General features: G+C 67.1%; 11 protein-coding genes. 5 read left to right on the forward strand and 6 right to left on the reverse strand.

Annotation, left to right across the window (positions count from 1 at the left end; all coding sequences use genetic code 11):
• Nucleotides 1-181: 181 nt before the first annotated feature.
• The 5 genes from HGK27_RS06370 to HGK27_RS06390 are packed head-to-tail and all read left to right on the forward strand — an operon-like array spanning nucleotide 182 to nucleotide 6,899.
• On the forward strand, nucleotides 182-1,327 hold the full coding sequence (locus HGK27_RS06370) for a thiolase family protein (protein ID WP_206239679.1): 1,146 nt from the start codon (nucleotides 182-184) through the stop codon (nucleotides 1,325-1,327).
• Nucleotides 1,327-3,642 (forward strand): 3-hydroxyacyl-CoA dehydrogenase/enoyl-CoA hydratase family protein, encoded by a 2,316-nt coding sequence (locus tag HGK27_RS06375; RefSeq protein WP_206239681.1) that lies wholly within the window; start codon nucleotides 1,327-1,329, stop codon nucleotides 3,640-3,642. Before HGK27_RS06370 ends, HGK27_RS06375 begins: the two co-directional genes overlap by 1 nt.
• A 42-nt stretch (nucleotides 3,643-3,684) precedes the next feature.
• Nucleotides 3,685-5,475, forward strand: coding sequence for an acyl-CoA dehydrogenase C-terminal domain-containing protein (locus tag HGK27_RS06380; RefSeq protein ID WP_206239683.1), 1,791 nt, complete (start codon nucleotides 3,685-3,687; stop codon nucleotides 5,473-5,475).
• The gene (locus HGK27_RS06385; protein WP_206239685.1) at nucleotides 5,475-5,906 is read left to right on the forward strand and encodes a PaaI family thioesterase; all 432 of its coding nucleotides are present in this window, start codon (nucleotides 5,475-5,477) and stop codon (nucleotides 5,904-5,906) included. Before HGK27_RS06380 ends, HGK27_RS06385 begins: the two co-directional genes overlap by 1 nt.
• A 15-nt stretch (nucleotides 5,907-5,921) precedes the next feature.
• Entirely contained in the window at nucleotides 5,922-6,899 is a 978-nt protein-coding gene (locus tag HGK27_RS06390) for an NAD(P)H-dependent flavin oxidoreductase (RefSeq protein WP_206239687.1), read from the forward strand.
• Nucleotides 6,900-6,905: 6 nt separating this feature from the next.
• Here HGK27_RS06390 and HGK27_RS06395 read toward each other — a convergent pair whose 3' ends face one another.
• From HGK27_RS06395 to HGK27_RS06420, 6 genes are read right to left on the reverse strand one after another with little or no spacing between them, the layout of a single operon-like run.
• The gene (locus tag HGK27_RS06395) at nucleotides 6,906-10,388 is read right to left on the reverse strand and encodes a hybrid sensor histidine kinase/response regulator (RefSeq protein WP_206239689.1); all 3,483 of its coding nucleotides are present in this window, start codon (nucleotides 10,386-10,388) and stop codon (nucleotides 6,906-6,908) included.
• Between the two features lie 47 nt (nucleotides 10,389-10,435).
• The gene (locus HGK27_RS06400) at nucleotides 10,436-11,458 is read right to left on the reverse strand and encodes a response regulator (protein ID WP_206239690.1); all 1,023 of its coding nucleotides are present in this window, start codon (nucleotides 11,456-11,458) and stop codon (nucleotides 10,436-10,438) included.
• A 7-nt stretch (nucleotides 11,459-11,465) separates the two neighbouring features.
• Nucleotides 11,466-12,794, reverse strand: coding sequence for an HlyD family type I secretion periplasmic adaptor subunit (locus tag HGK27_RS06405; RefSeq protein WP_206239692.1), 1,329 nt, complete (start codon nucleotides 12,792-12,794; stop codon nucleotides 11,466-11,468).
• Nucleotides 12,794-14,944, reverse strand: coding sequence for an ATP-binding cassette domain-containing protein (locus HGK27_RS06410; RefSeq protein WP_206239694.1), 2,151 nt, complete (start codon nucleotides 14,942-14,944; stop codon nucleotides 12,794-12,796). The genes HGK27_RS06405 and HGK27_RS06410 overlap by 1 nt, the downstream gene beginning before the upstream one ends.
• Nucleotides 14,944-16,629: an ABC transporter transmembrane domain-containing protein gene (locus HGK27_RS06415; protein WP_206239696.1), complete on the reverse strand. Its 1,686-nt coding sequence runs from the start codon at nucleotides 16,627-16,629 to the stop codon at nucleotides 14,944-14,946. The genes HGK27_RS06410 and HGK27_RS06415 overlap by 1 nt, the downstream gene beginning before the upstream one ends.
• A gap of 11 nt (nucleotides 16,630-16,640) precedes the next feature.
• A complete protein-coding gene (locus tag HGK27_RS06420) occupies nucleotides 16,641-25,811 on the reverse strand; it encodes a hypothetical protein (RefSeq protein WP_206239697.1) in 9,171 nt (3,056 codons plus the stop codon).
• Between the last annotated feature and the right edge of the window lie 47 nt (nucleotides 25,812-25,858).

The raw sequence follows: 25,858 nt of genomic DNA on the forward strand, positions 1-25,858 counted from the left end.
TATCTCCATCCTCTTAAGCGAGAGGGCTGTGATCGCCCCCTTTCGCTTTGTGCCAGAACTTTCCGAATTGGCGAATCACATCATGCATCAAAACTGTGTTGACGTATAGGTCAATTTGGGCACCATTAATGCAGATGGTCCGGAGCATGCGACTCACGGACGGCAGTTGGAGAGATGTGTGATGGCCGAGTTGAGCCAAGATGTGGTGATTGCTGGATACGCAAGGTCCCCGTTCCATCTGGCGGGCAAGGGCGCTCTGGCCCGCACCCGCCCTGACGATCTGGCCGCCGCCGTGGTGCGCGCGCTGGTCGAGCGGACCGGCATCGATGCCTCGGCGCTGGAGGATCTGGTGCTGGGCTGCGCCTTTCCCGAGGGCGAGCAGGGCTTCAACGTGGCCCGCCTTGTTGGCCTGCTGGCCGATCTGCCGCTCTCGGTGGGCGGCATGACGGTGAACCGCTTCTGCGGTTCCTCGATGAGCGCCATCCATTATGCGGCGGGGCAGATCGCTCTGGGCGCGGGGCAGGCGTTCCTGTGCGGCGGCGTCGAATCGATGAGCCGCGTGCCGATGATGGGCTTCAACCCGCTGCCCAATGCCGAGCTGGCCAAGCGCAGCGCCGCCTATATCGGCATGGGCGATACGGCTGAAAATGTGGCCAAAACCTATGGCATTTCGCGTGAACAGCAGGAAGCCTTCGCGGTGGAAAGTCAGCGCAAGGCCGCCGAGGCTCAGGCCGAAGGGCGCCTGAACGATGAGATCGTGCCCATCGCCACCAAGGCGGGCGTGGTCGACAAGGACGGCTGCCTGCGCCCCGGCACCACGGCGGAAGCGCTGGCCAGTCTGAAGCCGGCCTTCAGCGCGACGGGCAGCGTGACGGCGGGCACCGCCTCGCCGTTGACCGATGGCGCCAGTGCGGTGCTGGTGACCAGCAGCACCTTTGCGGGCGCTCACAATCTGCCGCTGCTGGCCCGCGTGAAGGCCGTGGCGATCAGCGGGTGCAGCCCGGAGATCATGGGCATCGGCCCTGTCGCGGCCAGCAAGAAGGCGCTGGAGCGTGCCGGAATCACCGCTGCCGATCTGGATGTGATCGAGCTGAATGAGGCTTTCGCCAGCCAGGCGCTGGCCTGCATCGCCGATCTGGGGCTCGATCCGGCCAAGGTGAACATCGATGGCGGCGCGATTGCCATCGGCCATCCGCTGGGCGCGACGGGCGCGCGCATTGTGGGCAAGGTGGCCTCGCTGCTGGCGCGGACGGGCGGGCGTTATGCGCTGGCCACGCAGTGCATCGGCGGCGGGCAGGGCATCGCCACGGTTCTGGAGGCTGTGTGATGAGCGGCGTTTCCAAAGTCTGTGTCATCGGCGCGGGCACCATGGGCGCTGGCATTGCGGCGCAAGTCGCCAATGCGGGCGTGCCGGTGCTGCTGCTCGATATGGTGACCGAAGGGCCGGATCGCAGCGTGGTGGCGCGCAAGGCGCTGGAACGCCTTGGCAAGTCCGAACCGGCCGCCTTTATGAGCAAAGCCGCAGCCAAGCTGGTCGAAGTCGGCAACATCGAGGACGATCTGGCCAAGGTCGCGGATTGCGACTGGGTGATCGAGGCGATCATCGAAAAGATCGAGGCCAAGCAGGCGCTGTATGAAAGACTGGAAGCGGTGCGCAAGCCCGGCAGCGCGGTGTCGTCAAACACCTCGACCATGCCGCTGGCCGTGTTGACGCAGGGCCGCAGCGAGGCGTTCCAGCGCGATTTCCTCATCACCCATTTCTTCAACCCGCCGCGCTATATGCGCCTGCTGGAGGTGGTCGCCGGGCCGCAGAGCGATCCCGCGCTGGTCGCCGGGATCAGTGCTTTTGCCGATCGCGCTCTGGGCAAGAGCGTGGTGACGGCGCGCGACACGCCGGGCTTTATCGCCAACCGCGTCGGCACCTTCTGGCTGCAGTCGGCGGTGAATGCCGCTTTCGATCTGGGCGTGTCGGTGGAGGACGCCGATGCCATCGCGGGCAAGCCGATGGGCGTGCCAAAGACCGGCATCTTCGGGCTTGTCGATCTGGTGGGCATCGATCTGATGCCCTATCTCAAGACCAGCCTGACGCGCAGCCTGCCGCAGGACGATCCCTATCAGGCCATCGCCAAGGATCATCCGCTGATCCTCAAGATGATCGCTGACGGCTACACGGGCCGCAAGGGCAAGGGCGGCTTCTACCGCATCAACCGCGAGGCGGGGAAGGTGAAGGAGGCCATCGATCTGGCCACCGGAGACTACCGCAAGGCCGCCAAGCCTGTGTCGATCCCGGGCGCGGCGCAGAAGGATCTGCGCGCGCTGGTCAGCCTGCCGGGCAAGCTGGGCGCTTACGCCTGGGCGGTGCTGGGGCCGACTTTGGCCTATTCCGCCTCTCTGGTGGGCGAGGCGGCGGATGATGTCCTCGCCATCGATACGGCGATGAAGCTGGGCTACAACTGGAGCTACGGCCCCTTCGAGCTGATCGACCGGCTGGGCAGCGATGCGCTGGCCAAACGTCTGGAAGCCGAGGGCATCGCCGTGCCCGAAATCCTGCGCATCGCGGCGGGGCGTCCGTTCTACCGCGTGGAGGGTGGCCAGCGTCAGTTCCTCGGTCTCGATGGCGATTATCACGCCATCACCCGCCCCGAAGGCGTGCTGCTGCTGGAGGACATCAAGGCCGCCTCCAAGCCTCTGCTGAAGAACGGTTCGGCGGCGCTATGGGATGTGGGCGACGGCGTTGTCGCGCTGGAGTTCACCGGCAAGATGAACGCGCTCGACGGTGATGTGATGAGCCTGATCGGCAAGGCCATCCCGCTGGTGGCCAGCCAGTACAAGGCGCTGGTGGTCTACAATGAGGGTCGTAACTTCTCCGCCGGGGCCAATCTGGGGCTGGCGCTGTTTGCGCTCAACATCGCGGCATGGGGTGAGGTCGACAAGCTCGTGGCCGGTGGCCAGCAGGCTTACAAGGCGCTGAAATATGCCCCATTCCCGGTGGTGGCCGCGCCCTATGGTCTCGCGCTGGGCGGCGGCTGCGAGGTCTGCCTCAATGCCGATGCCGTGCAGGCCCATGCCGAAACTTACATCGGCCTAGTCGAATGCGGCGTGGGGTTGATCCCCGGCTGGGGCGGCTGCGGCGAGATGATCCAGCGTTTCGCCGAGAACCCCAGGCTGCCCAAGGGGCCGATGCCCGCCGTGGCCAAGGCCTTCGAGACGATCTCCACCGCCACCGTCGCCAAATCGGCGGCCAATGCCAAGGAGGTGGGCTATCTGCGCCCCAGCGACGGCATCACCATGAACCGTGATCGCCTGCTGGCCGATGCCAAGGCCAAGGCTCTTGCGCTGGCCGAGGGCTATCAGCCGCCCGCGCCGCCGACCTTCCGCCTGCCGGGCGCCGGGGGCAAGGCCGCGCTCGATCTGGCGGTGCAGGGCTTCCGCGCGCGAGGTCTCGCCACGCCTTATGACGAGGTTGTCGCAGGCCGGCTGGCCCATGTGCTGAGCGGCGGCGAGTCCGATCTGGTCGACACCATCACCGAGGAGCAGATGCTGACGATGGAGCGCGAACAATTCGTGCAGCTGGTGCGCGATCCGCGAACGCTGGCGCGCATCGAGACGATGCTGGCCACCGGCAAGCCGCTCAGGAACTGACGACAAGCAGGCGGGGCGCAGACCCCGCCGGAGAGGATCAACATGCAAGTCTACACCGCTCCGCTGCGCGACATGCGTTTCGTGCTTCATGAACTGCATCAGGGCGATGGCTTCGGCGGTCTGCCGGGCCATGAGGAGTTCACCCCGGACCTGATCGACGCCGTGCTGGAAGAAGCCGCGCGCGTCACCCAGCAGGTGCTGCTGCCCATCAACGCCAGCGGCGATGCCGAGGGCTGCCATTTCGAGAATGGCGTGGTGCGTACCCCCAAGGGCTTTCAGGACGCCTATCGCCAGTTCGTGGAGGGCGGCTGGTCCTCGCTGGTGGCGCCGCCCGAATGGGGCGGGCAGGGCCTGCCCGAAGCCGTCGGCAAGATGGTGGAGGAGATGGTCTGCGCCACCAATGTCGCCTTCAGCCTCTATCCGGGGCTGACCAGCGGGGCGATTGCTGCGCTCACCACCTATGCCAGTGATGAGTTGAAGCAGATCTGGCTGCCCAAGATGGTCTCGGGCGAATGGTCGGGCTCGATGTGCCTCACCGAAGCGCATTGCGGCACCGATCTGGGCCTGTTGCGCACCAAGGCGGTGGATCAGGGCGACGGCACCTACAAGGTTTCGGGTTCCAAGATCTTCATCTCGGCGGGTGAGCATGATCTGTCGGGCAACATCGTCCATCTGGTGCTGGCGCGTCTGGCCGATGCGCCCAAGGGGGTGAAGGGGATCAGCCTGTTCCTCGTCCCCAAGCTGCTGCTGGACGACAATGGCCAGCCTGCCATCCGCAATGGCGTGGCCTGTACCGGCATCGAGCACAAGATGGGCATCAAGGCCTCGGCCACCTGTCAGATGCAGTTCGAGGAGTCGCTCGGCTGGCTGGTGGGTGAGCCCAACAAGGGGCTGGAAGCCATGTTCACCATGATGAATGCCGAGCGCGTGGGCGTGGGCATTCAGGGGCTGGGCATCGGCGAGGCGGCTTATCAGTCCGCCGTGTGGTACGCCAAGGATCGCCTGCAGGGCCGCAGCCTGTCGGGCCCGAAATATCCTGACAAGGCCGCCGATCCGATCATCGTCCACCCCGACGTGCGCCGCATGCTGATGACGATGCGCGCCTACAATGAAGGGTGTCGCGCGCTTGCGGGCTGGATCAGCCGGGCGCTCGATGCCGAAAAGCATGCCGCCGATCCCGAGACCAAACAGCGCGCCGAGGATTTCGTGGCGCTGATGACGCCGGTGGTCAAGGCCATGTTCACCGATCTGGGTCTGGAAAGCGCCAGCCATGCGGTGCAGGTCTATGGCGGCCATGGCTACATCGTGGAAAGCGGGGTGGAGCAGTATCTGCGCGATGCCCGCATCAGCATGATCTATGAGGGCACCAATGGCATTCAGGCGCTCGATCTGATCGGCCGCAAGCTGAGCGCGCATATGGGCCGCTATCTGCGCAGCTTCTTCCATCCGGTCTCGAATTTTATCGAGGAGAACGCCGGGGAAAGCCCGATCGAGCCCTTTATCACCGGGCTGAAGCGCGCGTTTGAAGCCTTGCAGGGCTCCACCGCGATCATCGCCCAGCGCGGGCTCAAAGACCCCGAGGAAGCGGGCGCCGCCGCCACCGATTATCTGCGCCAGCTTGGCCTCACCGCCATCGCCTTCTGCTTTGCGCAATCCGCCAAGCTGGCGGCGGAGGCCTTGGCGTCCGGCACGCAGGAGAAGGAGTTCTATCAGGCCAAGATCACCACGGCCCGCTTCTTCTACGACCGTATCCTGCCGCAGACCGCCGCCTGCTATCTGGCGATCAAATCGGGCAAGGGCTCGATGATGGCGCTGGACGAGGCCCAATTCTGATGAGCGGCGTGGATCAGGTGCTGGCGCTGAAAGAGGTGATGTCTCGCTCGCCGATGATGCGTTTGCTGGAGGTCGAGGTGATCTCCGCGCATCCCGGCGAGGTGGTGATGCGCGCCACGCCTGATCACCGCTTCGACAATCAGGTGGGCATCGCCCATGGCGGCTATATCGCCAGCCTGCTCGACAATGCCTGCGGGGCGGCGGCGCATTCGGTGCTGGACGGCAAGCATTACTGCCTGACGCTGGAAATCAAGGTGGCGTTCTTACGCGCCATCGATGCCAACAGCGGTCCGCTCGACATCATCGGGCGGGTGCAGAAGGGCGGGCGTCAGGTGGTGGTGACCGAAGGCGTGATCCGTGACGCGCGGGGAACCGATCTGGCCACGGCCACCTCCACGCTGATCGTCCAGCCCATTCCGACAGCTTCGTAAAAGGTTTGAAACAGGATGCCCATCTCCACCAAGATCACGCAGATGCTGGGCATCGACCACCCTGTGGTTCAGGGCGGTATGATGTGGATCGGCAAGCCCGAACTGGTCTCGGCGGTGTCCGATGCGGGCGCGCTGGGTCTGCTGACGGCGCTGATCTATCCCACGGCGGATGATCTGCGCCGTGCCATCGATGCCACGCGCGAACTGACCGACAAGCCTTTCGGCGTGAACCTCACGCTGATGCCGATCACCCGCGCGCCGCCCTATCCCGAATATCGCCGCGCCATCATCGAGAGCGGGATCAAGGTGGTGGAAACCGCCGGCCATTCCCCGCATGAGCATATCGAGGATTTCAAGGCGCATGGCGTCACGGTGATCCACAAATGCACCTCGGTGCGTCATGCTCTGGCGGCGCAGCGGATGGGGGCGGACATCGTCACCATCGACGGCTTCGAATGCGCGGGGCATCCGGGTGAAGACGATGTGGGCGGGCTGGTGCTGATCCCGGCGGCGGTCGATGCGCTGGAGATCCCGGTGCTGGCCTGCGGCGGATTTGCCGATGGGCGCGGGCTGGCGGCGGCGCTGGCTTTGGGGGCTCAGGGCATCACCATGGGCACGCGTTTCTGCGCCACGCAGGAGGCGCCGATCCATGCCAATGTCAAACAGGTGATCCTCAACAATGACGAGCGCGACACGCGGCTGATCCTGCGCGGCATCGGCAACACCGGGCGGGTGGCCTTCACCCCGGTGTCAGGCAAGGTGGTGGAACTGCAGCGCCAGCCTGACGTGAATTTCGAGATGCTGCGCCCCTATGTGGCGGGCGAAAAGGGCCGCCAGACGCTGGAAAGCGGCGATATCGAAGGCGGTCTGGTCTGGGCCGGGCAGTCGCAGGGGCTGATCCACGATATCCCGACCTGCGCCGAGCTGATCGCCCGCATCATGGCTCAGGCGGAAGCCGTGGCCGCCCGTCTGGGGGCGATGGCCACGGCGTAACCCCTGTTAGCCCGCTGCCGCGCGCGGTGGCGGCGGGCTGCCGCCCTGGCGGGCCAGCAGCATATCGATGCATTGCAGGGTCTGGCCATAGACGATCTTCATGCGATTATGCAGCTCGGTCATTTCGGCGAGGCTGTTGCCTTGCCCTGTGCGCAGGCGCTTTTCCATCACTTCTGACAGGGCCGCCATGCCGCTGGCGCCAACGATCTTGCTCGAACTCTTGATCGTATGGGCGGGCAGGACGGCCTCTTCCTTCTCGCCCAGCGCCAGCGCCTTCTCGATCTGGTTGAGGTAATCGACCGTATCGGTGCGATAGAGCGCGATCAGCTGGGGGAAGCTGCGCATGGTGGTGCGCAGGGTCTCGAAGGTGGCTTCGTCGAAGAGCGACACGCTGGACTGCTGGGGCGCGGCTTGCGCCGGAGCGGGAGCGGCAGGCCGCATCTGCGCCACCGGAGCCGGGGCAGGTGCAGGCGGCGGCACGACAGCCTGTAAGGCCGGACGGGGCTGCTGGACCGGCGCCGGAGAAGGCTGCTGCGCGATAGGCTGCTGGACCGGAGGCCTCTGTGCGATTGGTGGGGGCGGAGGCGCCAGCGGCGGCAGAGCCATATCGGGCGTCATCTCCAGCGGAGGCAGCGGGGCCTGCCCGGCCACGGACGGCGGCGGCGGCACAAAGGCCGGAGCTGCAGCCGTCAGCGGCTGGGGTGCCGCAAAGATCGGGGCCGGAGCGACCGGCGCCGGCTGGGCTACAAAGACCGGGGCAGGTGCTGCAGCCACAGGCTGCTGAGCGAACACCGGCGCCGAGGCAGGCGCCGGAACCGCCACAGGCGGAGGCGGTGCAAAAGGCGCCACGACAGGCTGCGGTGCAAAGGCCGGAGGCGTGGCCTGAGCCGCTGGGGTCAGCGCTTGCGGCGCGGCGAAGACCGAGGCCGGAGCCGGAGCAACAGGCGCGGCAACCACAGAAGCCGGTGCCGGGGCGGGAGCAGGGCTGGGCGCATCCAGCCACATCACATCGCCCGAAGCGGCATCATCCGTCAGCGGCAGCAGGCAGACCAGCACGTCGATCAGTTCGGGCACGCGCACCGGCTTGGAGAGGAAGGCGTCCATCCCGCAGGCCAGACACTTCTCGCTGTCGCCCTTCATGGCATTGGCAGTCAGGGCCACGATGGGCGTGTGCGGCACGGTGCCCGCCTTCATCATCTCGCGCAGATTGCGGGTGGCGTCATAGCCATCCATATTCGGCATGCGGCAATCCATCAGGATGATGTCGAACTTCTGTTCCTGAGCGGCGGTGAGCGCCTTGCGACCGTCGCTGGCGGTGGTGATCGCAAAGCCGAAGTCCTGCATCAGCTCGGAAATCACCAGCTGGTTGACGGTGTTGTCATCCACCACAAGGCAGGTCTTGCCGTCGAAACGCACGGTGCTGTTGGCATCGGGGCCAAGCACGGTGGGCCAGCTTTCCTGATTGGCCGAAGACTGCACGGCAGGCGTGGCAGGCGCCACCGCGCCGCCGCTGCGGTTGATCAGCGTGCTGAGCGCGCGTTCCAGATCTTCCGGCAGGAAGGGCTTGCACAGCGCCTTGTCGAAACCGCTGTAGCGCTGGTGCATCTGCTTGTCGGCCAGCAGGATCGCCCAGCCGCCGCCGTTCAGCACATTCTGCGCCGCGATCCGCGTCCAGCCGTCATAGGCGGCATGCACATCCTGCGCTTCGTCAAGGATCAGGCCGGAGAGGTCCAGACTGTTGCCCGGGGCCAAAGCACGCACTGCCTCATCCATCGAGGCAAAGGCTTGCAGGCGCAGCCCGGCCTTGGCCAGCACGCGCTCCACCACCTGCCGCACAAAGGGCGAGGGGGTGACAAGGCCCACGCCCAGCGTGGTCATCGGCTGGCTGGCGGTCTCGCCGTCGAGGCGTTCGAGCGGCAGGCGGGCGATAAAGGTCGAGCCTTTGCCATATTGGCTCTCGACCGAGATCTCGCCGCCCATCAGCGTGCAGAGCTGGCGCACGATGGAAAGACCCAGACCCGTGCCGCCGAACTTGCGTGCGGTGCCTGCCTCGGCCTGCGTGAAGCGTTCGAACAGGCTGGCCTGCTGTTCGGGGGTCATGCCGATGCCGGTGTCGCGCACCGAGATCGTCAGACATTCGCGGCCCTGCGACATGCCGGTGGCGATCTGCGCCATGATCTCGCCATTCTCGGTGAACTTCACGGCGTTGGAGACCAGATTGCCGAGAATCTGGCGCAGGCGCGTGGGGTCGATCATCGCCCATTTGGGCACCTGCGGATCGACATCGATCATCAGGCTGACATTCTTCTCATGCGCCTTGCCGGCATAAAGCCCCAGCACATCCTGAAGCAGCTGGTAGAGATTGGTGCGGATCGGATCGATCGCCAGCATGCCCTGATCGATCTTGGCCAGATCGAGCACATCGTTGAGGATCGCCAGCAGCGCCGAGCCCGAATTGCGGATCTGATCGACATAGCGCATGTCGGTTTCGGAGAGGTTCCGGCGGCCCAGCAGCTCGGCCATGCCCAGCACGCCATTGAGGGGCGTGCGGATCTCATGGCTCATATTGGCGAGGAATTCATCCTTGGAGGCGGCAGCCGCCTGAGCGGTATGGACAGCCTCCATCAGCTCGGCAGAGGCCTGATGCTGCCAGCGGCGCGACAGCACGGCGGCCACGGCGATGGCGGCCACGGCGATCAGGGCGAAGGCCAGCATGGTCACCACGCTGGCCTTCATCGGCAGCAGGCGCTCGGTATGGATTTCCAGCCCCACCGCGCGGGTGAGCGGCAGCGTGTGGATCATGTCTTCGGAAGGCATGAAGAAGCCGCTGGTGGCATTCTCGCGCGTGGTGGTGCAGCCGACATCGACCGCCTCGCTGCCCGGCGTGCTGATGGCCCGGATCGACCAGCTGTTGGCGAAATCGCTCCGACTGGCCTCATCACGGCACAGGCGCGCGAAATCGAAGACCACATAGGTCAGCCGGTCATTCGGGCCGGCCACGGGCTGGCTTTGCAGCAGGACCAGCGCATCGGGCTTTTCAAGGCCGAACAGGGCGGGGAACTGCTTGGCCGCCACCACATGGACGAAGGATGGCGTGGCCTGCGCCATGGCGCGCAGATGGTCGATTTCGCCAGCGGTCTGTTCGGAGGGCTGCACGCCATGGCCCATGCCCGAATGGCGCAGGTGATCCGCAACCGCCAGAAAGCCCTGATCGAGGACATAGGGCGTGCCCGTCAGATTGCCCGAGACCTTTTGAGCGGGGTAGGTGGCGACATCGGCATTGACGTAATTGGCGGCGTCTTTCAGCCGGAGCGCCAGATGATCGATCTGGGTGCCCAATTCGGTTTCATGCGCCTGCGCCTGCGCCAGGAACTGGGCGCGGCCCAGCCGGTTCATGCCTGTCAGCGCCGAGGCGGTGAAGATCACCGCCAGCAGGCCGACAAAGCCCAGCACGATGGCCATCAGATGGCGCTTGAAAAGGGTGCTCATGGGGCTGCCTGTGCTGGGAAGAGAAGAGGCGGGGCGCTTGAACAGCTTCACCATATGGTGGCCGCCCGCGCGGCCAGCGTGGCGGTGACGAGGTTGCCTGTGCCGTGGAATTCCACCTTGTTGAAGATCAGCGCGGCGCGCGCGATGCCGCGCCCCGTCAGGCCGATGCCCTGTGCAGGATCGGGGCGGATAAAGCGCTGCCAGGCAAAGCCGGGGCCCGGATCGCGGAAGGCGAATTTGATGCCATCGGGCAGGCGCTGGGCGGCGGCTTCGGCCACGCCCGCATAGGCCGGGTCGGCCTCGCGCCGGGCCAGTTCAGCGTCCAGCGTGCCATTGGCGAGATGCTGCGCCTTGGCCTGCCCGCCAAGGCGATAGACGCCATGCTCCACCGCATTGGTCAGCAGTTCGCGCAGGCCCACCAGCACCTTTTCCGGATTGTCGGCAAGGCTGGCCAGCAGGCTGGCGACAGGCGCGATATCGGCCATGGTGCGCAGATGAAAATCGATGCGCTGGATGTTGCTGAAACCGGCCTGATGCGATTGCAGCGTGCGCGCGGCGGCGCGGCGCTGCTCGACCTGACGGGTGGTGGCCTGCATCACCTGCTGCAGCAGATTGGGATCGACCGGCTTGGTGAGATATTGCTGAACCCCGGCTTCGATCCCTTCCGCGATAGAGGCGGAATCGCCGGTGCCGGTCAGCATGATGATCGGCATATGCTGGGTTGCGGGTTCACGGCGCAGACGGCGGGTCAGGCCCAGACCGTCGAGCGCGGGCATGAAGCGATCGGTCAGAACCATATCGGCACGCGTGGGGGCCTCGCGCAGCAACGCATAAGCTTCCGCGCCATTCTGGGCGGTTTCCACCTGATAACCAAGATCGCTAAGCATGGACGACACCATCATCGCCGCCATACGGTCATCCTCGACCAGCAGGACGCGCATCCCGTTGCTGCTGCCCGGCTGAGGCGCGGCAGCGGCGGGCTGGGGCGGCGCCTCGGGCAGGGGCTGCGGCACGTCCAGCCCATGGTTAACGGCGGCATCGAAGCTTTGAAAGTCGGGCAGAGCGCTCATGCTGGCCTCACTTCTCGGTCAGGGCGGCGTCAAGCCCATGGCGGACGGGGCTGACCAGGAAGGACAGCACGGATTTATGGCCGGTGATGATGTCGGCATGGGCCTCAAGCCCCGGAGCCAGCGAGGCCATGGTGCGGCGATCGAGATCCTTGTCGGTGATCGCCAGGCGCACCTTGTAGAAACGGTTGCCGCGCTCATCGCCGAAGGAAGAGGGCGAGATCGAATGGACCTGCCCCTCGATCCAGCCCTTGCCGGGCAGATCGAAGCCATTGATGCGGATATGGGCGTCGAGACCGGCGCGCACATCATGGATGTTGCTGGCCGGGATCTGCGAATCGATCATCAGCTTTTCATTGGAGGGCACCACCACGGCCAGCAGGCCTCCGGGGGCGACCACACTGCCCGGCGCGATGGTGAGCGCCTTGACCATGCCGGTGACGGGGCTGCGCACGATCAGCCGGCTGGTGCGATCCTGAGCGCGCTTGAGCAGCACACTGGCCTCGATCTGTTGCAGGGCCAGCGTGTTGCTCTCCTGATAGAGATCGACCGCCTGACGCGAGCGCACGCTGGCCGCCTCGCTGGTAGCCTGTTCGAAGCCGCCGCTGGCGACGGAAAGTTGCTGGCGCAGGGCATTCACCCGGCCATCAGCATCGTTGAGCTGCTGTTCGCGCTGGTTGAGCGAGGAACGGGTGACGGCTTCTGCGGCGAACAGGCGCTGGGCGCGGTCGCGGTCATCACGGGCGATCTTGGCGGCCTGCTCGGCGGTGGTCAGCTGGGCGCGGATCATCGCGATGCTGGCGGCCTGCTGCTGGGCGCGGGCGGCCGCGGCGCGGTTCTCGGCGCCGAGGAAGGCGGCGCGCTGGGCTTCGGCGGTGTCGCCCCTGACGGCGGCGCCCTTGTTTTCCAAGGCTTTGACCGTGCCAAGCTGCTGGGTGATCATCGCCACGCGCTCCTTGGCATAGGCGACATCGCCCGCTGCCTGAGCGCCATCCAGCTCCATCAGGGGCTGGCCTTCGACCACCTTGTCACCTTCATGCACCAGCAGGCGCGAAATCTGGCCGCCATCGACATGCTCGATCCGGCGCTCATGGGCATCGGGTTCAAGCGTGCCGACAGCCTGCGCCACATCGCTGACCTGCGCCACGGCGGCCCAGCCAATGGCCACGACCACGGCGGCGCTCAGGGCGATCAGCGTGCCATGCAGGATGCGACCGGAATGAGCGTCGCTGGCGCCCAGCGGCATCAGCAGTTCGGGCAGCTCCGAGGTGTCGCCCGAGGTTTCGGCGCCGGGAAAGGCCTCTCGCGAAGCCTGAACGAGGTGCAGGCGGGCGGGCATCAGGCGGCATCCGCCAGCGCGTCGGGCGAGGTCACCACCGGGGCACGGCCCTGGCGAAGCACCACCACCCTGTCAGCCAGGGCAAGAAGATCGGACCGACCGGAAACAAAGACCACGCTGACTCGTCCTTTCGCTGAGCGAAGAACATTATGGAATATCTTGTCAAAACCGGCATTAACCACGGCATTCGGGATTTCATCTATCAGGATAAGTCCGCTGCCTGACAGCAAGGCTTGGGCAAGGGCGAAACGCCAGATGAAACCTTCCGACAATTGTGTGTTTTCAGTGATATGGATGTCGTCGAGCGCGATGTTCTGCAGGCCGACTGCCGCCAGCACCCGTTCAATATCCGCCGGAGACGCCACGGGATTGGCCATATCCAGATTGTCGCGCAGCGTGCCGGGCAGCAGGCTGGGGTTCTGCGGGATGTAGCCGATGGCGCTGCGCAGGGTCCGCACGGGCAGCTGCTCCATATCCACGCCCTCGATCTGCACCACGCCGAAGGAGGGCTGGGTCAGCCCTTGCAGCAGATGCAGGATGGTGGATTTACCGGTGCCCGCCGAGCCGTGGATGCCGATCAGATCGCCCGCATTGATGTCCAGATCGAGGCCGAAGAGCATGGGGCGCCCGTTGCCGATGCGCATGGTGATGTTGCGCATGGTGGCATTGCCCTGGATCTGGGGCAGGCGGCGGCGCTGCACATCGGTGACGGCCTCGGTCTCCAGATCCATGAAGGCGTTGATCTGCTCGACCGATTTGCCGCATTGCTCGAAACGGGGCAGGGCAAGGCACAGCGCATGCATCGGCGCCAGCACGCTGGAGGTCAGCAGCACCACGCCGAGCAGCTCAGCCGGGCCCAGCTCATACTTCACTGACCATAGCGCCACCGCGCCGATCACCAGAATGAAGGCCACGGCGAAGAAGAAGCTGGCCATGCCCTCCACGATCGCCATCAGGCGCGACATGGCATATTGCACGATCTGCGCACGTTCGATGCGGCGCTGCTGCAGATCGGCCCAGCGGTGCTGGAGGCCGCATTCGCGGATGAGGTCGCGCTTCTCGAAGGTTTCGACCATCACATGCTGCAATTCGGTGGCCTGATCGGCCAGCATGCTGGTCAGCACACCCATGCGGCGGTCGCAGAAGAAGAACAGCCCGCCATAGCACAGGCCCGCACCCACCAGCACGATGCCGGCCGGCGGCATCATCCACAGCACGGCAATCAGCCCCAGCACCGAAACCGGCAGATCGAGCAGGATCGCCGCCAAGGGACTGGTCAGAAAGTCGCTGACGTTCTCGAAGGAACGCACGCGGGAGGACTGGTCTTTCGCGTCCAGCCTTTGCGTCAGAAAGGCGGGCAGATGCATCATCTTGTCGAAGGTGGCGCAGCCCACGACATAGTTGAGCCGCGCTGCAAACCACGCCAGCGCATGGGATCGCAGGGCCAGCATGCCCCACATCGTTACCACCAGCACCATCAGCAGCGTCAGCAGCCATGGCATGGCCAGCTCATCGCCCCGTGTGAAGACCGAGCGGTAGAAGGCCGAGATTACAAAGGGCTGGGCGATCGTCACGATCACCACCGCCAGCGTGGTCGCCATCACGATCCAGCGCATCGAACCGAAGGAGCTGACCAGCGCGCGCAGCCAGCTGTAACCGGTATGCTTGCGGCTTTCCGGAGACAGCGGATTGGCGGCGGGCTCAAGCTGCAGCTTGCGGATCTTGCCCTTGGGCAGGGTCTCCAGATCGCGCTCCTTGCCCTCGCCATCCAGCGCCGAGATGGTGCTTTCGGTGGAGAGCAGCAGGAAGGCTTCCTGCCCGTCCTGCGTGATCAGCAGCGCCGGGCAATCCCAGGGGCGCAGCTGATCGAGGCTGAACTTGTGTTCGCGCACGGTGAAGCCCAGATTCATCGCGGCGGCCAGCAGGCGCTGCCCGGTGCCGCGATGATGGTTGCGCGGCACGGTGCCCAGCACATCCTTGATCTGCACATTGGGCATGAAGCGCGTGCAGAGCAGAGCCAGCAGGTTGAAGAAGGCCGGATCGTGATCGGCCCCATGCGCCGAACGGCTCAGCATGGTGGCCAGCGACGAAGCCGGTGTTGGACCGCCCGAGGAGGTCAGCGCCGTATTGGAAACCGTTGTCGTCTGCATCACAGCACCAGCGAGCGATAGGGAAGGGAAAAGGGCACAATCGTGTCACAGGGCGAGAGCGCCCCGTCTTCCAGCCGGAAGGCACGGTCGGCCAGCGAGGCGAGGTTGGCGTCCTCGCTGGCGATAACCACCGTGGCCATGCCGCGCACCTGGCTGAAGAAGTTGATCAGGCGGGCATAGCCATCGCGGTCCAGCCCCTGATCGGCATGATCGAAGAGGATGATGCGGGGGCGATGCGTCAGCCCGCGCAGAATGGCGATCTGCCGCTCCAGACCCGGGGCCACGGTGCCACCGGCAGAGTCGCCAACCGGCGTCTGCATGCCGCCCGGCAGCTCATCGAGCCTTTTGTCGATCCCCAGCAGGCGCGCCACCTCATAGGCCGCCTCCACCGAGACTTCGCCAAAGCGCGTGATGTTGTCCTGAATGGTGCCGTCGAACAGGCGGTGGTCGGAAGAGAGATAGGTCAGAATATGGTTGCGGTCATTGGGGCCATAGGCCTCGAAGGCCAGATCATTGACCTTCACCGCGCCGCCCGCCAGCTCGTCGAGGCCCGCCATGGCGCGCAGCAGGGCACGCGCTTCCTTGCGGCTGGGCGAGGAGATGGCGATGCATTCGCCCGGCTCGATTACCAGATTGATCGGTGCGGGCAGGGGCACCGGCCCCGTGCTGGTGTGCGAGACGGGGGCCAGAATGGCGCCATCCAGCCGGTACTGCTGAAGCTTTTCGAAATGAGCGCTGCCCTGCGCCGGGGCGTCCATCCGCGTGTCTTCATCCAGCTTGCGGATCTTCACGAAAGCGGAATCGCGGTCGCGGGCCTGAATGTGCATGAAGACGGCGCGCTGGATGGGCTCCATCAGGCGGCTGGCCAGCAGGATGGTGGAGATCACCATGGCCAGGTTCATCGCCCCGCGTTCCGCCGCCAGAGCGCAGCTGAAGAGCAGGATGATGTTGAGAAGCATGCCGGCAATGGCATTGGAATGGGTCAGGCGAGAGGCCGAATTGGCCAGCGCCAGATTGTTGCGCATGGCCTCGCCATGGGCCTGCTCATAAACGCGCACCATCTGCGGCTCGACGGCCATGGCCTTCACCAGATGCATGCGCTCCAGAATGGTGAAGAGCATGTCGAAACGGTGTTCGATGGCATCGCGGCTGTTTTCCGCGATCAGCGAATAGCGATGGGCCGAATGCCAGGTGAAGGCGGCCAGACAGCCCAGAAACACGGTGACCACGATGCCGCTGCGCCATGAAATCACATAGATCAGCAGCAGGATGACCGGGGCGAAGGCAATCTCCGCCTTGGCCAGCAGCACCTCGCCATTGGCGATGCCCTTGAGCTGGTGAATGGCCCCAGAGTAATCGAGACTGGCCGCGGCGGCGGATTTGAACTCCAGCCGCCGCGCCCGCACCACCCGGTCGATCAACCAGTGCAACCGCTGGGTGAGGAACAGGCGATCGGTATGCGCGATCACCAGATTCCGGTTCAGTTTCAGCACGCCTTCGGTGGCGGCTGCGGCAATGACAAGTGCTACCAGCACGAACACCGTAGACCCATTGGGGTTTTGCTGCCCGCGAGAGATGATCTGGCGGGCCACCATGGGCAGGGTTAGTGCGGTCAGGTTGATGACCAGAGTGGCAGTGAACAGAACCGCGCGCGATGGCCGGCTGGCTAGCACTAATCTTTGCATTCAGGACCCCGCTAGACTCCGATGAGCGATTTGGTGGTCGCCAAGGTTTTGGTGATGGCCGTCAGCGCACTGGTCGAGCTGCTGGCCACCGAACTGGTGCCCAGCGCGCTGCCGGTGGTGCCGCTCAGCAGGCTGGTGCCCAGCGAGCTGGTCGTGCTGCCCAGACCGCTGGTCAGCCCGCTCGTGGTCGAACCCAGGAGCGAGGTGGTGGCATGCGACAGGCTGCTGGTGTCATTGGCCGGGCTGACCACACCGGAGGTTCCGCTGAGCAGCGAGCTGGTCAGCGAAGACGTCGTGCCGCTGGTGGTGCCGGTGGCGCCGCTGGCCAGCGAACCGGTGCCACTCGACAGCAGGCTCGACAGGCTCGACCCCGTACCCGCCGCCGTGGAGGTCCCGGTGCTGGCGGCCGTGCCGGTCAGCGCCGAGGTCGCACCCGAGAGCAGACCGCTCAGCGAGGTGGTGGCATGCGAGGTGTCCGTGGTGCCAGACAGCGCCGAAGTGCTGCCCGACAGCAGGCTCGACAGGGAGGAACCCGTGTCGGTGGCGGTCGTCCCCGTGGTCGTGCCCGTCAGCGCGCTGGTGGTGCCCGAGAGGACACTGCCCAGCGTCGACCCCAGCGTCGAGGTCGCCGCATGGGCGGCATCGGTGCCGGTGGTGCTGGTGGTGGTGCCGGTCAGCGCCGAGGTCGTGCCGCCCAGCAGATTGCCCAGCGTGGAGCCCAGATCGCTCACGGTGGTGCCCACGGCGCCAGTCGTGCCCGAAACCACGGTGCCCAGCGTCGAACCCACATCGGACAGGGTGCTGCCCAAAGTGGAGGTCGCGGCATGAGCGGCATCGGTCGCGCTGCTGGTGGTGGTGCCGGTCGTCCCGGACAGCGCCGAGGTTGTGCCCGAAAGGACACTGCCCAGCGTGGAGCCAAGATCGCTCACGGTGGTGCCAACGGCGCCAGTCGTGCCCGAAACCACGGTGCCCAGGGTCGAACCCACATCGGACAGAGTGCTGCCCAAAGTGGAGGTCGCGGCGTGAGCGGCATCGGTCGCGCTGCTGGTGGTGGTGCCGGTCGTCCCGGTCAGCGCCGAGGTGGTGCCCGAGAGGACACTGCCCAGCGTGGAGCCCAGATCGCTCACGGTGGTGCCAACGGCGCCAGTCGTGCCCGAAACCACGGTGCCCAAGGTCGAGCCCACATCGGACAGCGTGCTGCCCAGCGTGGAGGTCGCAGCATGAGCGGCATCGGTGCCGGTGCTAGTCGTCCCGCCCAGAGCCGAGGTGGCGCCCGAAAGGGTGCTGCCCAGCGCCGAGCCGAGATCGGTCGTGGCGGTGCCCACGGCCCCGGTCACACCTGTGACGACATTGCCCAGGGTCGAGCCCACATCGGACAGCGTGCTGCCCAAAGTGGAGGTCGCGGCATGGGCGGCATCGGTGCCGGTGCTGGTGGTTCCGCCCAGAGCCGAGGTGGCGCCCGAAAGGGTGCTGCCCAGCGCCGAACCCAGATCGCTCGTGGTGGTGCCGACAGCGCCGGTCACACCCGAAACCACAGTACCCAGCGTCGAGCCGACATCACCCAGCGTCCCGGTCACGGCGTGACCCAGATCGGAGCCGACCGTTCCGGTGGTGCCGGTCAGCGTGGAGCCCACACCCGAGAGGGCCGAACCCACGTCGCCCACAGTGGTGCCGACAGTGCTGCCCACCGCTCCGGTCACACCCGAAACCACGGTACCCACCGTCGAACCGACATCGCCCAGCGTCCCGGTGACGGTATGACCCAGATCAGAGCCCAGCGTTCCGGTGGTGCCCGTCAGCGTGGAGCCCACACCCGAGAGGGCCGAACCCACATCGCCCACGGTGGTGCCGACAGTGCTGCCCACAGCCCCGGTCACACCCGAAACCACGGTACCCACCGTCGAACCGACATCGCCCAGCGTCCCGGTGACGGCATGCCCCAGATCGGAGCCGACCGTTCCGGTGGTGCCCGTCAGTGTGGAACCCACACCCGACAGAGCCGAACCCACATCGCCCACAGTGGTGCCCACAGCCCCGGTCACACCCGAAACCACGGTACCCACCGTCGAACCGACATCGCCCAGCGTCCCGGTGACGGTATGACCCAGATCGGAGCCGACCGTTCCAGTGGTGCCCGTCAGCGTGGAGCCCACACCCGAGAGGGCCAAGCCCACATCGCCCACGGTGGTGCCCACCGCCCCGGTCACGCCGGAGGTCACGGTGCCCAGCGTCGAGCCGACATCACCCAGTGTTCCGGTCGCAGTCTGGCCAAGATCAGAGCCAAGCGTTCCGGTGGTGCCGGTCAGCGTGGAACCCACACCCGAGAGGGCCGAGCCCACATCGCCCACAGTGGTGCCCACCGCCCCGGTCACGCCGGAAGCCACGGTGCCTAGCGTCGAGCCGACATCACCCAGCGCCCCGGACACGGTATGGCCCAGATCGGTGCCGATCGTTCCGGTGGTGCCCGTCAGCGTGGAGCCCACACCCGAGAGGGCCGAGCCCACATCGCTCACGGTGGTGCCCACTGCCCCGGTCACACCGGAAGCCACAGTGCCCAGCGTCGAGCCGACATCGCCCAGTGCCCCGGTCGCAGTCTGGCCCAGATCGGAGCCAAGGGTTCCGGTGGTGCCCGTCAGCGTGGAACCCACACCCGACAGAGCCGAACCGACGTCGCCCAGCGTGGTGCCCAGATCGCTCGTGGTGGTGCCCACGGCGCCGGTCACGCCCGAGGTCACAGTGCCCAGCGTCGAACCGACATCGCCCAGCACCCCGGATACGGTATGACCCAGATCGGTGCCGATCGTGCCGGTGGTGCCGGTCAGGGTGGAGCCCACGCCCGACAGGACCGAACCCGCATCGCTCAGCGTGGAGCCCAGATCGCTCGTGGTGGTGCCCACGGCGCCGGTCACATCCGACGTCACGGTACCAACCGTCGAACCGACATCACCCAGCGCCCCAGACACGGTATGGCCCAGATCGGTGCCGATCGTTCCGGTGGTGCCCGTCAGAGTGGAGCCCACATCGCTCAGCGTGGTGCCCACGGTGGAGCCCAGGGCGCTGCCCGCATCCGCTGCCGTGCCGGTCAGCGTGTGGCTCAGATCGGTGGTGATGCTGCCCAGCCCGGAGGATGCTTCCTGGAAGATGTCACCCACGCTCGACCCGGCGTTCGTCAGCCCCTGCGACAGCGCGCCCGTCACCGCCCCGGTCACAGCCGAGGGCGAAGCGATATCGCCCACCGAGGAGTCGACCGAGGTGATATGGCCAATCTGCGTGAAGATGTCGTTGAAGCCCGTGCCGGTGCCGGTGCTCGAACCGTTGAGCAGGCTGCTGGCTGCGGTGGTGGCGCCGCTCAGCCCGCCCAGCAGGCCGTCGACGGTGCTGCCCACGGTGCCGGTCACCACATTGGTCGGATCGACCACGACGCCGCCAGCGGCACTGCCGATGTTGCCGGTCAGCGAGGCCAGCGGATCGGTGCTGGTGGCGCCCTGCGTCAGGCTGCCGCCCAGCACGCCGCCGGTGGCGGAGCCCAGTCCGGCCAGCGCGCTGTCAACCGTATGGCTGGCGGCGCTCGTCACCGGCGAGAGCGGGGTGGTGACAGGCGAGAGGGCGCTGGTCACACCATGCAGGGCCGTCGCGAGATCAGGGTTTGCGCCGACATTGATGTTGACCGGCTGACCCAGCAGGCTGGCCACCGGATCGAGGTTGACATTGGCGTTCAGGCCAAGCTCACCCAGCACCGGCAGGCCGGCTCCGGCATTGACGGTCAGTTCGGAATTGCTGCCCGAACCAGTCCCGGTGCCCGTGCCCATCAGATGGCCCAGCGCATCGGTCAGCGAGGAGAGCGGCGTGGTGCCGCCCGTGCCCCCGGTGCTGCCACCCGTGCCGACGCCGTTCAGTGCGCCGACCGCACCGTTCAGTGCGCCAGCCGCCGAACCCAGCGCGCCATTGGCCGCGTCGGTCAGGGTGGTGCCGCCCGCTGCGCCGTTCAGCGCGCTTGTGGCCGTGCCCAGAGCGCCGTTGGCCGCACCGGTCAGACCGCTCAGCGCGCCGTTCAGGGCTGCCGTGGGATCGGTGGTTCCAGCGCCACCCGTCAGGCCGCTGAGCGCGCTGCCCAGTGCCGCGGTCGGATCGGTGGTGCCGGTGCCCGTGCCGGTTCCCGCATGGCCCAGCGCCCCGAGCGCGCCGTTCAGCGTATCGGTGGCCGAACCCAGAGCGCCGTTGAGGCCGCCCGTCAGGCCGCCCAGCGCGCCATTGGCAGCGCCGGTCAGCGTGGCGACGGGGTCGGTGGTGCCGGTGCCGTGGAGCAGGGTGCCGAGCGTGTCATTGAGGGTGGAGCCGCCGGTCGAGCCGGTCAGCGAACCCAGAGCGCCATTGGCGGCATTGGTCAGCCCGCTGCTGCCCAGCGCGCCGTTGAGAGCGCCCAGAGCATTGTTCAGCGTGGCACCTACAGCCCCCAGCGTACCGGTGGCGGTGCCGGCCAGCGTGCTGGCCAGAGCGGTGCCGTCCGTGGCGCCATGAAGCGCGTCGAGACCGCTGTTGAGAGCGCCGGTGGTCGCGCCGAGCGCGCCATTGGCCGCATTGGTGGCTCCGCCCAGAGCGCCGTTGAGCGCGGAGGTCAGATCCGAAGAGCCGGCCCCGCCCGTCAGCCCGCCAAGCGCACCGCTGAGCGTATCGCCCGCATGGCCGCCGGTGAGGCTGCCCAGCGCGCCATTGAGGGCGCCGGTCGCCGAACCGAGGGCGCCGTTCAGCGTAGCGGTGGGATCGGTGGAGCCTGCGCCGCCGGTGAGGCCGTTCACGGCATTTCCGAGCTGGCCCGTGACACCATTCAGAGCGCCAGTCACGCCGCCGAGAGCGCCGTTCAGTGCGGCGGTGGGATCGGTGGAGCCCGCGCCGCCGGTGAGACCATTCACGGCATTGCCAAGCTGACCGGTGACACCGTTCAGAGCGCCGGACACGCCGCCGAGAGCACCGTTCAGCGCGGCGGTGGGATCGGTGGTGCCTGCGCCACCGGTGAGACCATTCACGGCGTTGCCAAGCTGGCCGGTGACGCCATTCAGGGCACCAGTCACGCCGCCGAGAGCGCCGTTCAGCGCAGCGGTGGGATCGGTGGAGCCCGCGCCGCCGGTGAGACCATTCACGGCGTTGCCAAGCTGGCCGGTGACACCGTTCAGAGCACCAGTCACGCCGCCGAGAGCGCCGTTCAGCGCAGCGGTGGGATCGGTGGAGCCAGCCCCGCCGGTGAGGCCGTTGACGGCATTGCCGAGCTGGCCGGTGACGCCGTTCAGGGCACCAGTCACGCCGCCGAGAGCACCGTTCAGCGCAGCGGTGGGATCGGTGGAACCTGCGCCGCCGGTGAGGCCATTCACGGCATTGCCGAGCTGGCCGGTGACGCCATTCAGAGCGCCAGTCACGCCGCCAAGGGCGCCATTCAGCGCGGAGGTGGGATCGGTGGAGCCTGCGCCGCCGGTGAGGCCGTTGACGGCATTGCCGAGCTGACCGGTGACACCGTTCAGAGCGCCGGTCACGCCGCCGAGAGCGCCGTTCAGCGCCGAGGTCGGATCAGTGGTGCCGAGACCGCCGGTGAGGCCATTCACAGCATTGCCCAGCTGGCCGGTGACGCCATTCAGGGCACCAGTCACGCCGCCAAGGGCGCCATTCAACGCAGCGCTGGGATCGGTGGTGCCGAGGCCGCCGGTGAGGCCGTTCACGGCATTGCCGAGCTGACCGGTGACACCGTTCAGAGCGCCAGTCACGCCGCCAAGGGCGCCGTTGAGTGCCGAGGTCGGATCGGTGGTGCCAACGCCGCCGGTGAGACCGTTCACGACGTTACCAAGGGTGCCCTGCAGGCCGTTGACAGCCGAGCCTACGGTATTGCCAAGCTGGCCGGTGACGCCGTTCAGGGCGCCGGTCACGCCGCCCAGAGCGCCGTTCAGCGCGGCGGTCGGATCAGTGGTGCCGAGACCGCCGGTGAGGCCATTCACGGTATTGCCAAGCTGGCTAGTGACGCCGTTCAAAGCTCCGGTCAGGCCGCCGAGGGCGCCGTTCAGTGCGGCGGTGGGATCGGTGGTGCCGAGGCCGCCGGTGAGGCCATTCACGGCATTGCCGAGCTGGCCAGTGACGCCGTTCAGGGCTCCAGTCACGCCGCCGAGAGCGCCGTTCAGTGCTGCGGTGGGGTCGGTGGTGCCGAGACCGCCAGTGAGGCCATTCACGGCATTGCCGAGTTGGCCGGTGACACCGTTCAGAGCGCCAGTCACGCCGCCAAGGGCGCCGTTCAGTGCGGTGGTGGGATCGGTGGAGCCAACGCCGCCGGTGAGGCCATTCACGACATTACCAAGCGTGCCCTGCAGGCCATTGGCCACGGAGCCGACCGTGCCGTTCAGGGCGCCGGTCACACCGCTCAGAGCGCCATTCAGGGCGGCGGTGGGGTCGGTGGCGAGCGAACCCAGTTCGCCGTTCAGCGTGTTGCCGACCGCGCCGGTCGCGCCATTCACAGCGCCGGTCAGGCCGCCAAGGGCGCCGTTCAGCGCTGCCGTCGGATCGGTGGTGCCGCCGAGGCCGCCGCCCAGCGCGCCCGTCAGGCCGTTCACGGCGTTGCCGACCGTGCCGTTCAGGGCATTCGTCACCGCGCCCGCGGTGTTATCGACCAGGCCGCTGAGCGTCGAGGTCGGGTTGGTGCCGCCAGCCAGACCGCCCAGGCCGCCGGTCAGGCCGCCCAGAGCGTTGTTCAGCGTGCCCGCCAGATCGCCGCTGCCGGCGCCGCCGGTCAGCGCGCCCAGCGCGTCATTGAGCGTGCCGGTCACGGGGCTCAGGGCGCCGTTGACGGCGTTGGTGGCTTCGCCCAGCGCGCTGTTCAGCGCCGAGGTGGGATCGGTGGTGCCTGCGCCGCCAAGGGCGCCGGTCAGGCCGCCAAGCGCGCCTTCAAGCGCATTGCCGGCATTGGTGCCGCCAGCATTGCCCAGAGCGCCGTTCAGGGCGCCGGTGACCTGACCCAGAGCGCCATTGATCGCGCCGGTCAGATCCGTGCCGCCCGCAGCGCCCGTCAGGCCGCCCAGAGCGTTCTCGACCGAGCCGACCGTGCCGTTGACCACATTGCCTACGCCGCCCAGAGCGCCGTTGATCGCGGCGACCGGATCGGTGGCGTTGCCGCCGCCGGTCAGCGCGCCCAGCGTGTCGCCCAGCGCGGTGAGGGGGGCCGAGGCGCCGGTGCCGCCGGCAGCGCCGGTCAGCTCGCCCAGCGTGCCGCCCAGAGCCTGACCGACCACGCCGGTCACAGGCGCCAGCGCATCGTTGACGGCGCTGGTGGTGCTGCCAAGCACGCTGCCCAGCGTGTTGCCGATAGCGGCTGTCGGGCTGCCCGCGCCGTTGGGGATGCCGGACAGCACATTGCCGACCAGCTCGTTCGCCACGCCGTTCAGGCCTTCCACGGCCTCACGGACGGGGCCGCTCGAATTGATGAGGCTGGTGACGGGCGAAAGAGCCTCGGTCACGGGCGAGAGCGGGGTGGCAAGACCGTTGAGGATGCCGGCCACGCCGCCGGTGGCGGCGGTCGCGCTGTCGAGCGTGCCCAGCGTGTCGCTCAGCACCTGGCTCACAGGGGCGGTGACGGGCGAGAGGGCCTGGGTCAGATTGCCGACCGCCTGACCCAGCGCGCTGTTGCCGGTGCTGCCGGGCAGGTCGAGCGAGCCGGTGATGGCGCCGCCGGTCAGGCCGCCGACCGTGCCCAGCAGGCTGTTCGCCACATCGCCGACAGGGCCGGTGACAGGGGCCAGCGCTTCACCCAGAGGGGCGGTGATGTTGGTGATCGCCGGGGTGAGGTTGCCGGTGAGCTGCGAGGCATCAAGGGCGGAGGTGAGGTTGATGTCGATGTCCTGACCCAGCAGGTTCTCGACCGGATCGAGGTTAACGCTGGTGTGCAGGCCCGTGGTGCCCAGACCCGGGATCGCCGCGCCCGCATTGACCACCAGATCGGTGTCGGAGGGGCTGTGGTCCACGGTGGGGCCGGTGGTGACGTTCAGGCTGGTGCCGCCGCCGGTGCCAAGGCCCGTGCCCAGACCGCCCAGCACATCGTTCAGCGCGCCGGTGACGGGCGAGGCATTGACGATGCTGCCCAGATTGAGGTCGATGTCCTGACCCAGCAGGTGCTCGATCGGATCGAGGTTGATGTTGGCGCCGACGTTCACATCACCCACGCCGGGCAGGTGGTTAACATCGACATTGGCGATCAGATCGGTGTCGGGCGTGGTGCCGGGGTTGCCCGGGTCGGTGCCGCCGGGGTTGCCGGGATTACCGGGGTCGCCAGGCAGGCCGGGGAGGCCGGGCAAGCCGGGAAGACCAGGCAGGCCCGGATCGCCGGGGGCGCCGGGATTGCCGTCATGGCCATTGGTGCCGGGCGTACCATCCGTGCCGGGGGTTCCGGGCGTGCCGGGGCTGCCGTTCAGACCGGGCGCGCCGGGCGTGCCGTCCGTACCGTTGCTGCCGCCGCCATTGGCGCCGGGATTGCCGTTCAGGCCGGGGGTGCCGTCCGTGCCGGTGCCATTGCCGCCGTTGTTGCCATTGCTGCCGTTCGAGCCATCGCTGCCATTCGTGCCGCCGGAGCCGGGGAGTTCGATGACCGTCGTGGTGCCCGGGGCGCCGGGGGCACCTGTGCCGCCGGTGCCGCCATTGGTGCCGTTCGCGCCGTTGGCTCCCGTGCCGCCAGCGCCGCCGCCGATGTTGTTGGTGACATTGGTCACCGAAGGACCGGCGTTCTGGGCCGCTGCCGTCGCCTGATTGACCGCGTTCTGCACATTCTGCGTCGCGGCGTTGAGCTGACCGGCGCCAACCTCAGGCGTCAGATTGCCGGACTGGCCCAGCGAGGCGGTCTGCTGCACGGGCTGAACGGCGGCGGTCAGGCCACCGACAGAGCCGCCCTGCTCGGTCTGGCCAAGATTCAGGCCGGGCAGGTTGCTGAAGGTGTTGCCGCTGCTCAGTGGAGTTGCTGCCAGATTGTTAACCGGACCAAGACCGCCGCCCAGCGTGGAATCCAGGTGATTCGCAATGCCGCTTGCAACCGTTTGCGGGGTTGAAGCGAGACTGCCTGCAGCCTGATCGAGACTGCTCAGGGGCGAGAGGTTTCCGCTAAGGCCAAGCGTATCAACCGCTTCGTAGACCTTGGCATCAAGATTGGTGTCAGGATCGGGCATCGTCTTCAAGCTCCTAAGCGGCACACGTGAGGTTCCGCACTCTTTCA

This window comes from Novosphingobium terrae (assembly GCF_017163935.1).
Taxonomy (GTDB): Bacteria; Pseudomonadota; Alphaproteobacteria; order Sphingomonadales; family Sphingomonadaceae; genus Novosphingobium; species Novosphingobium terrae.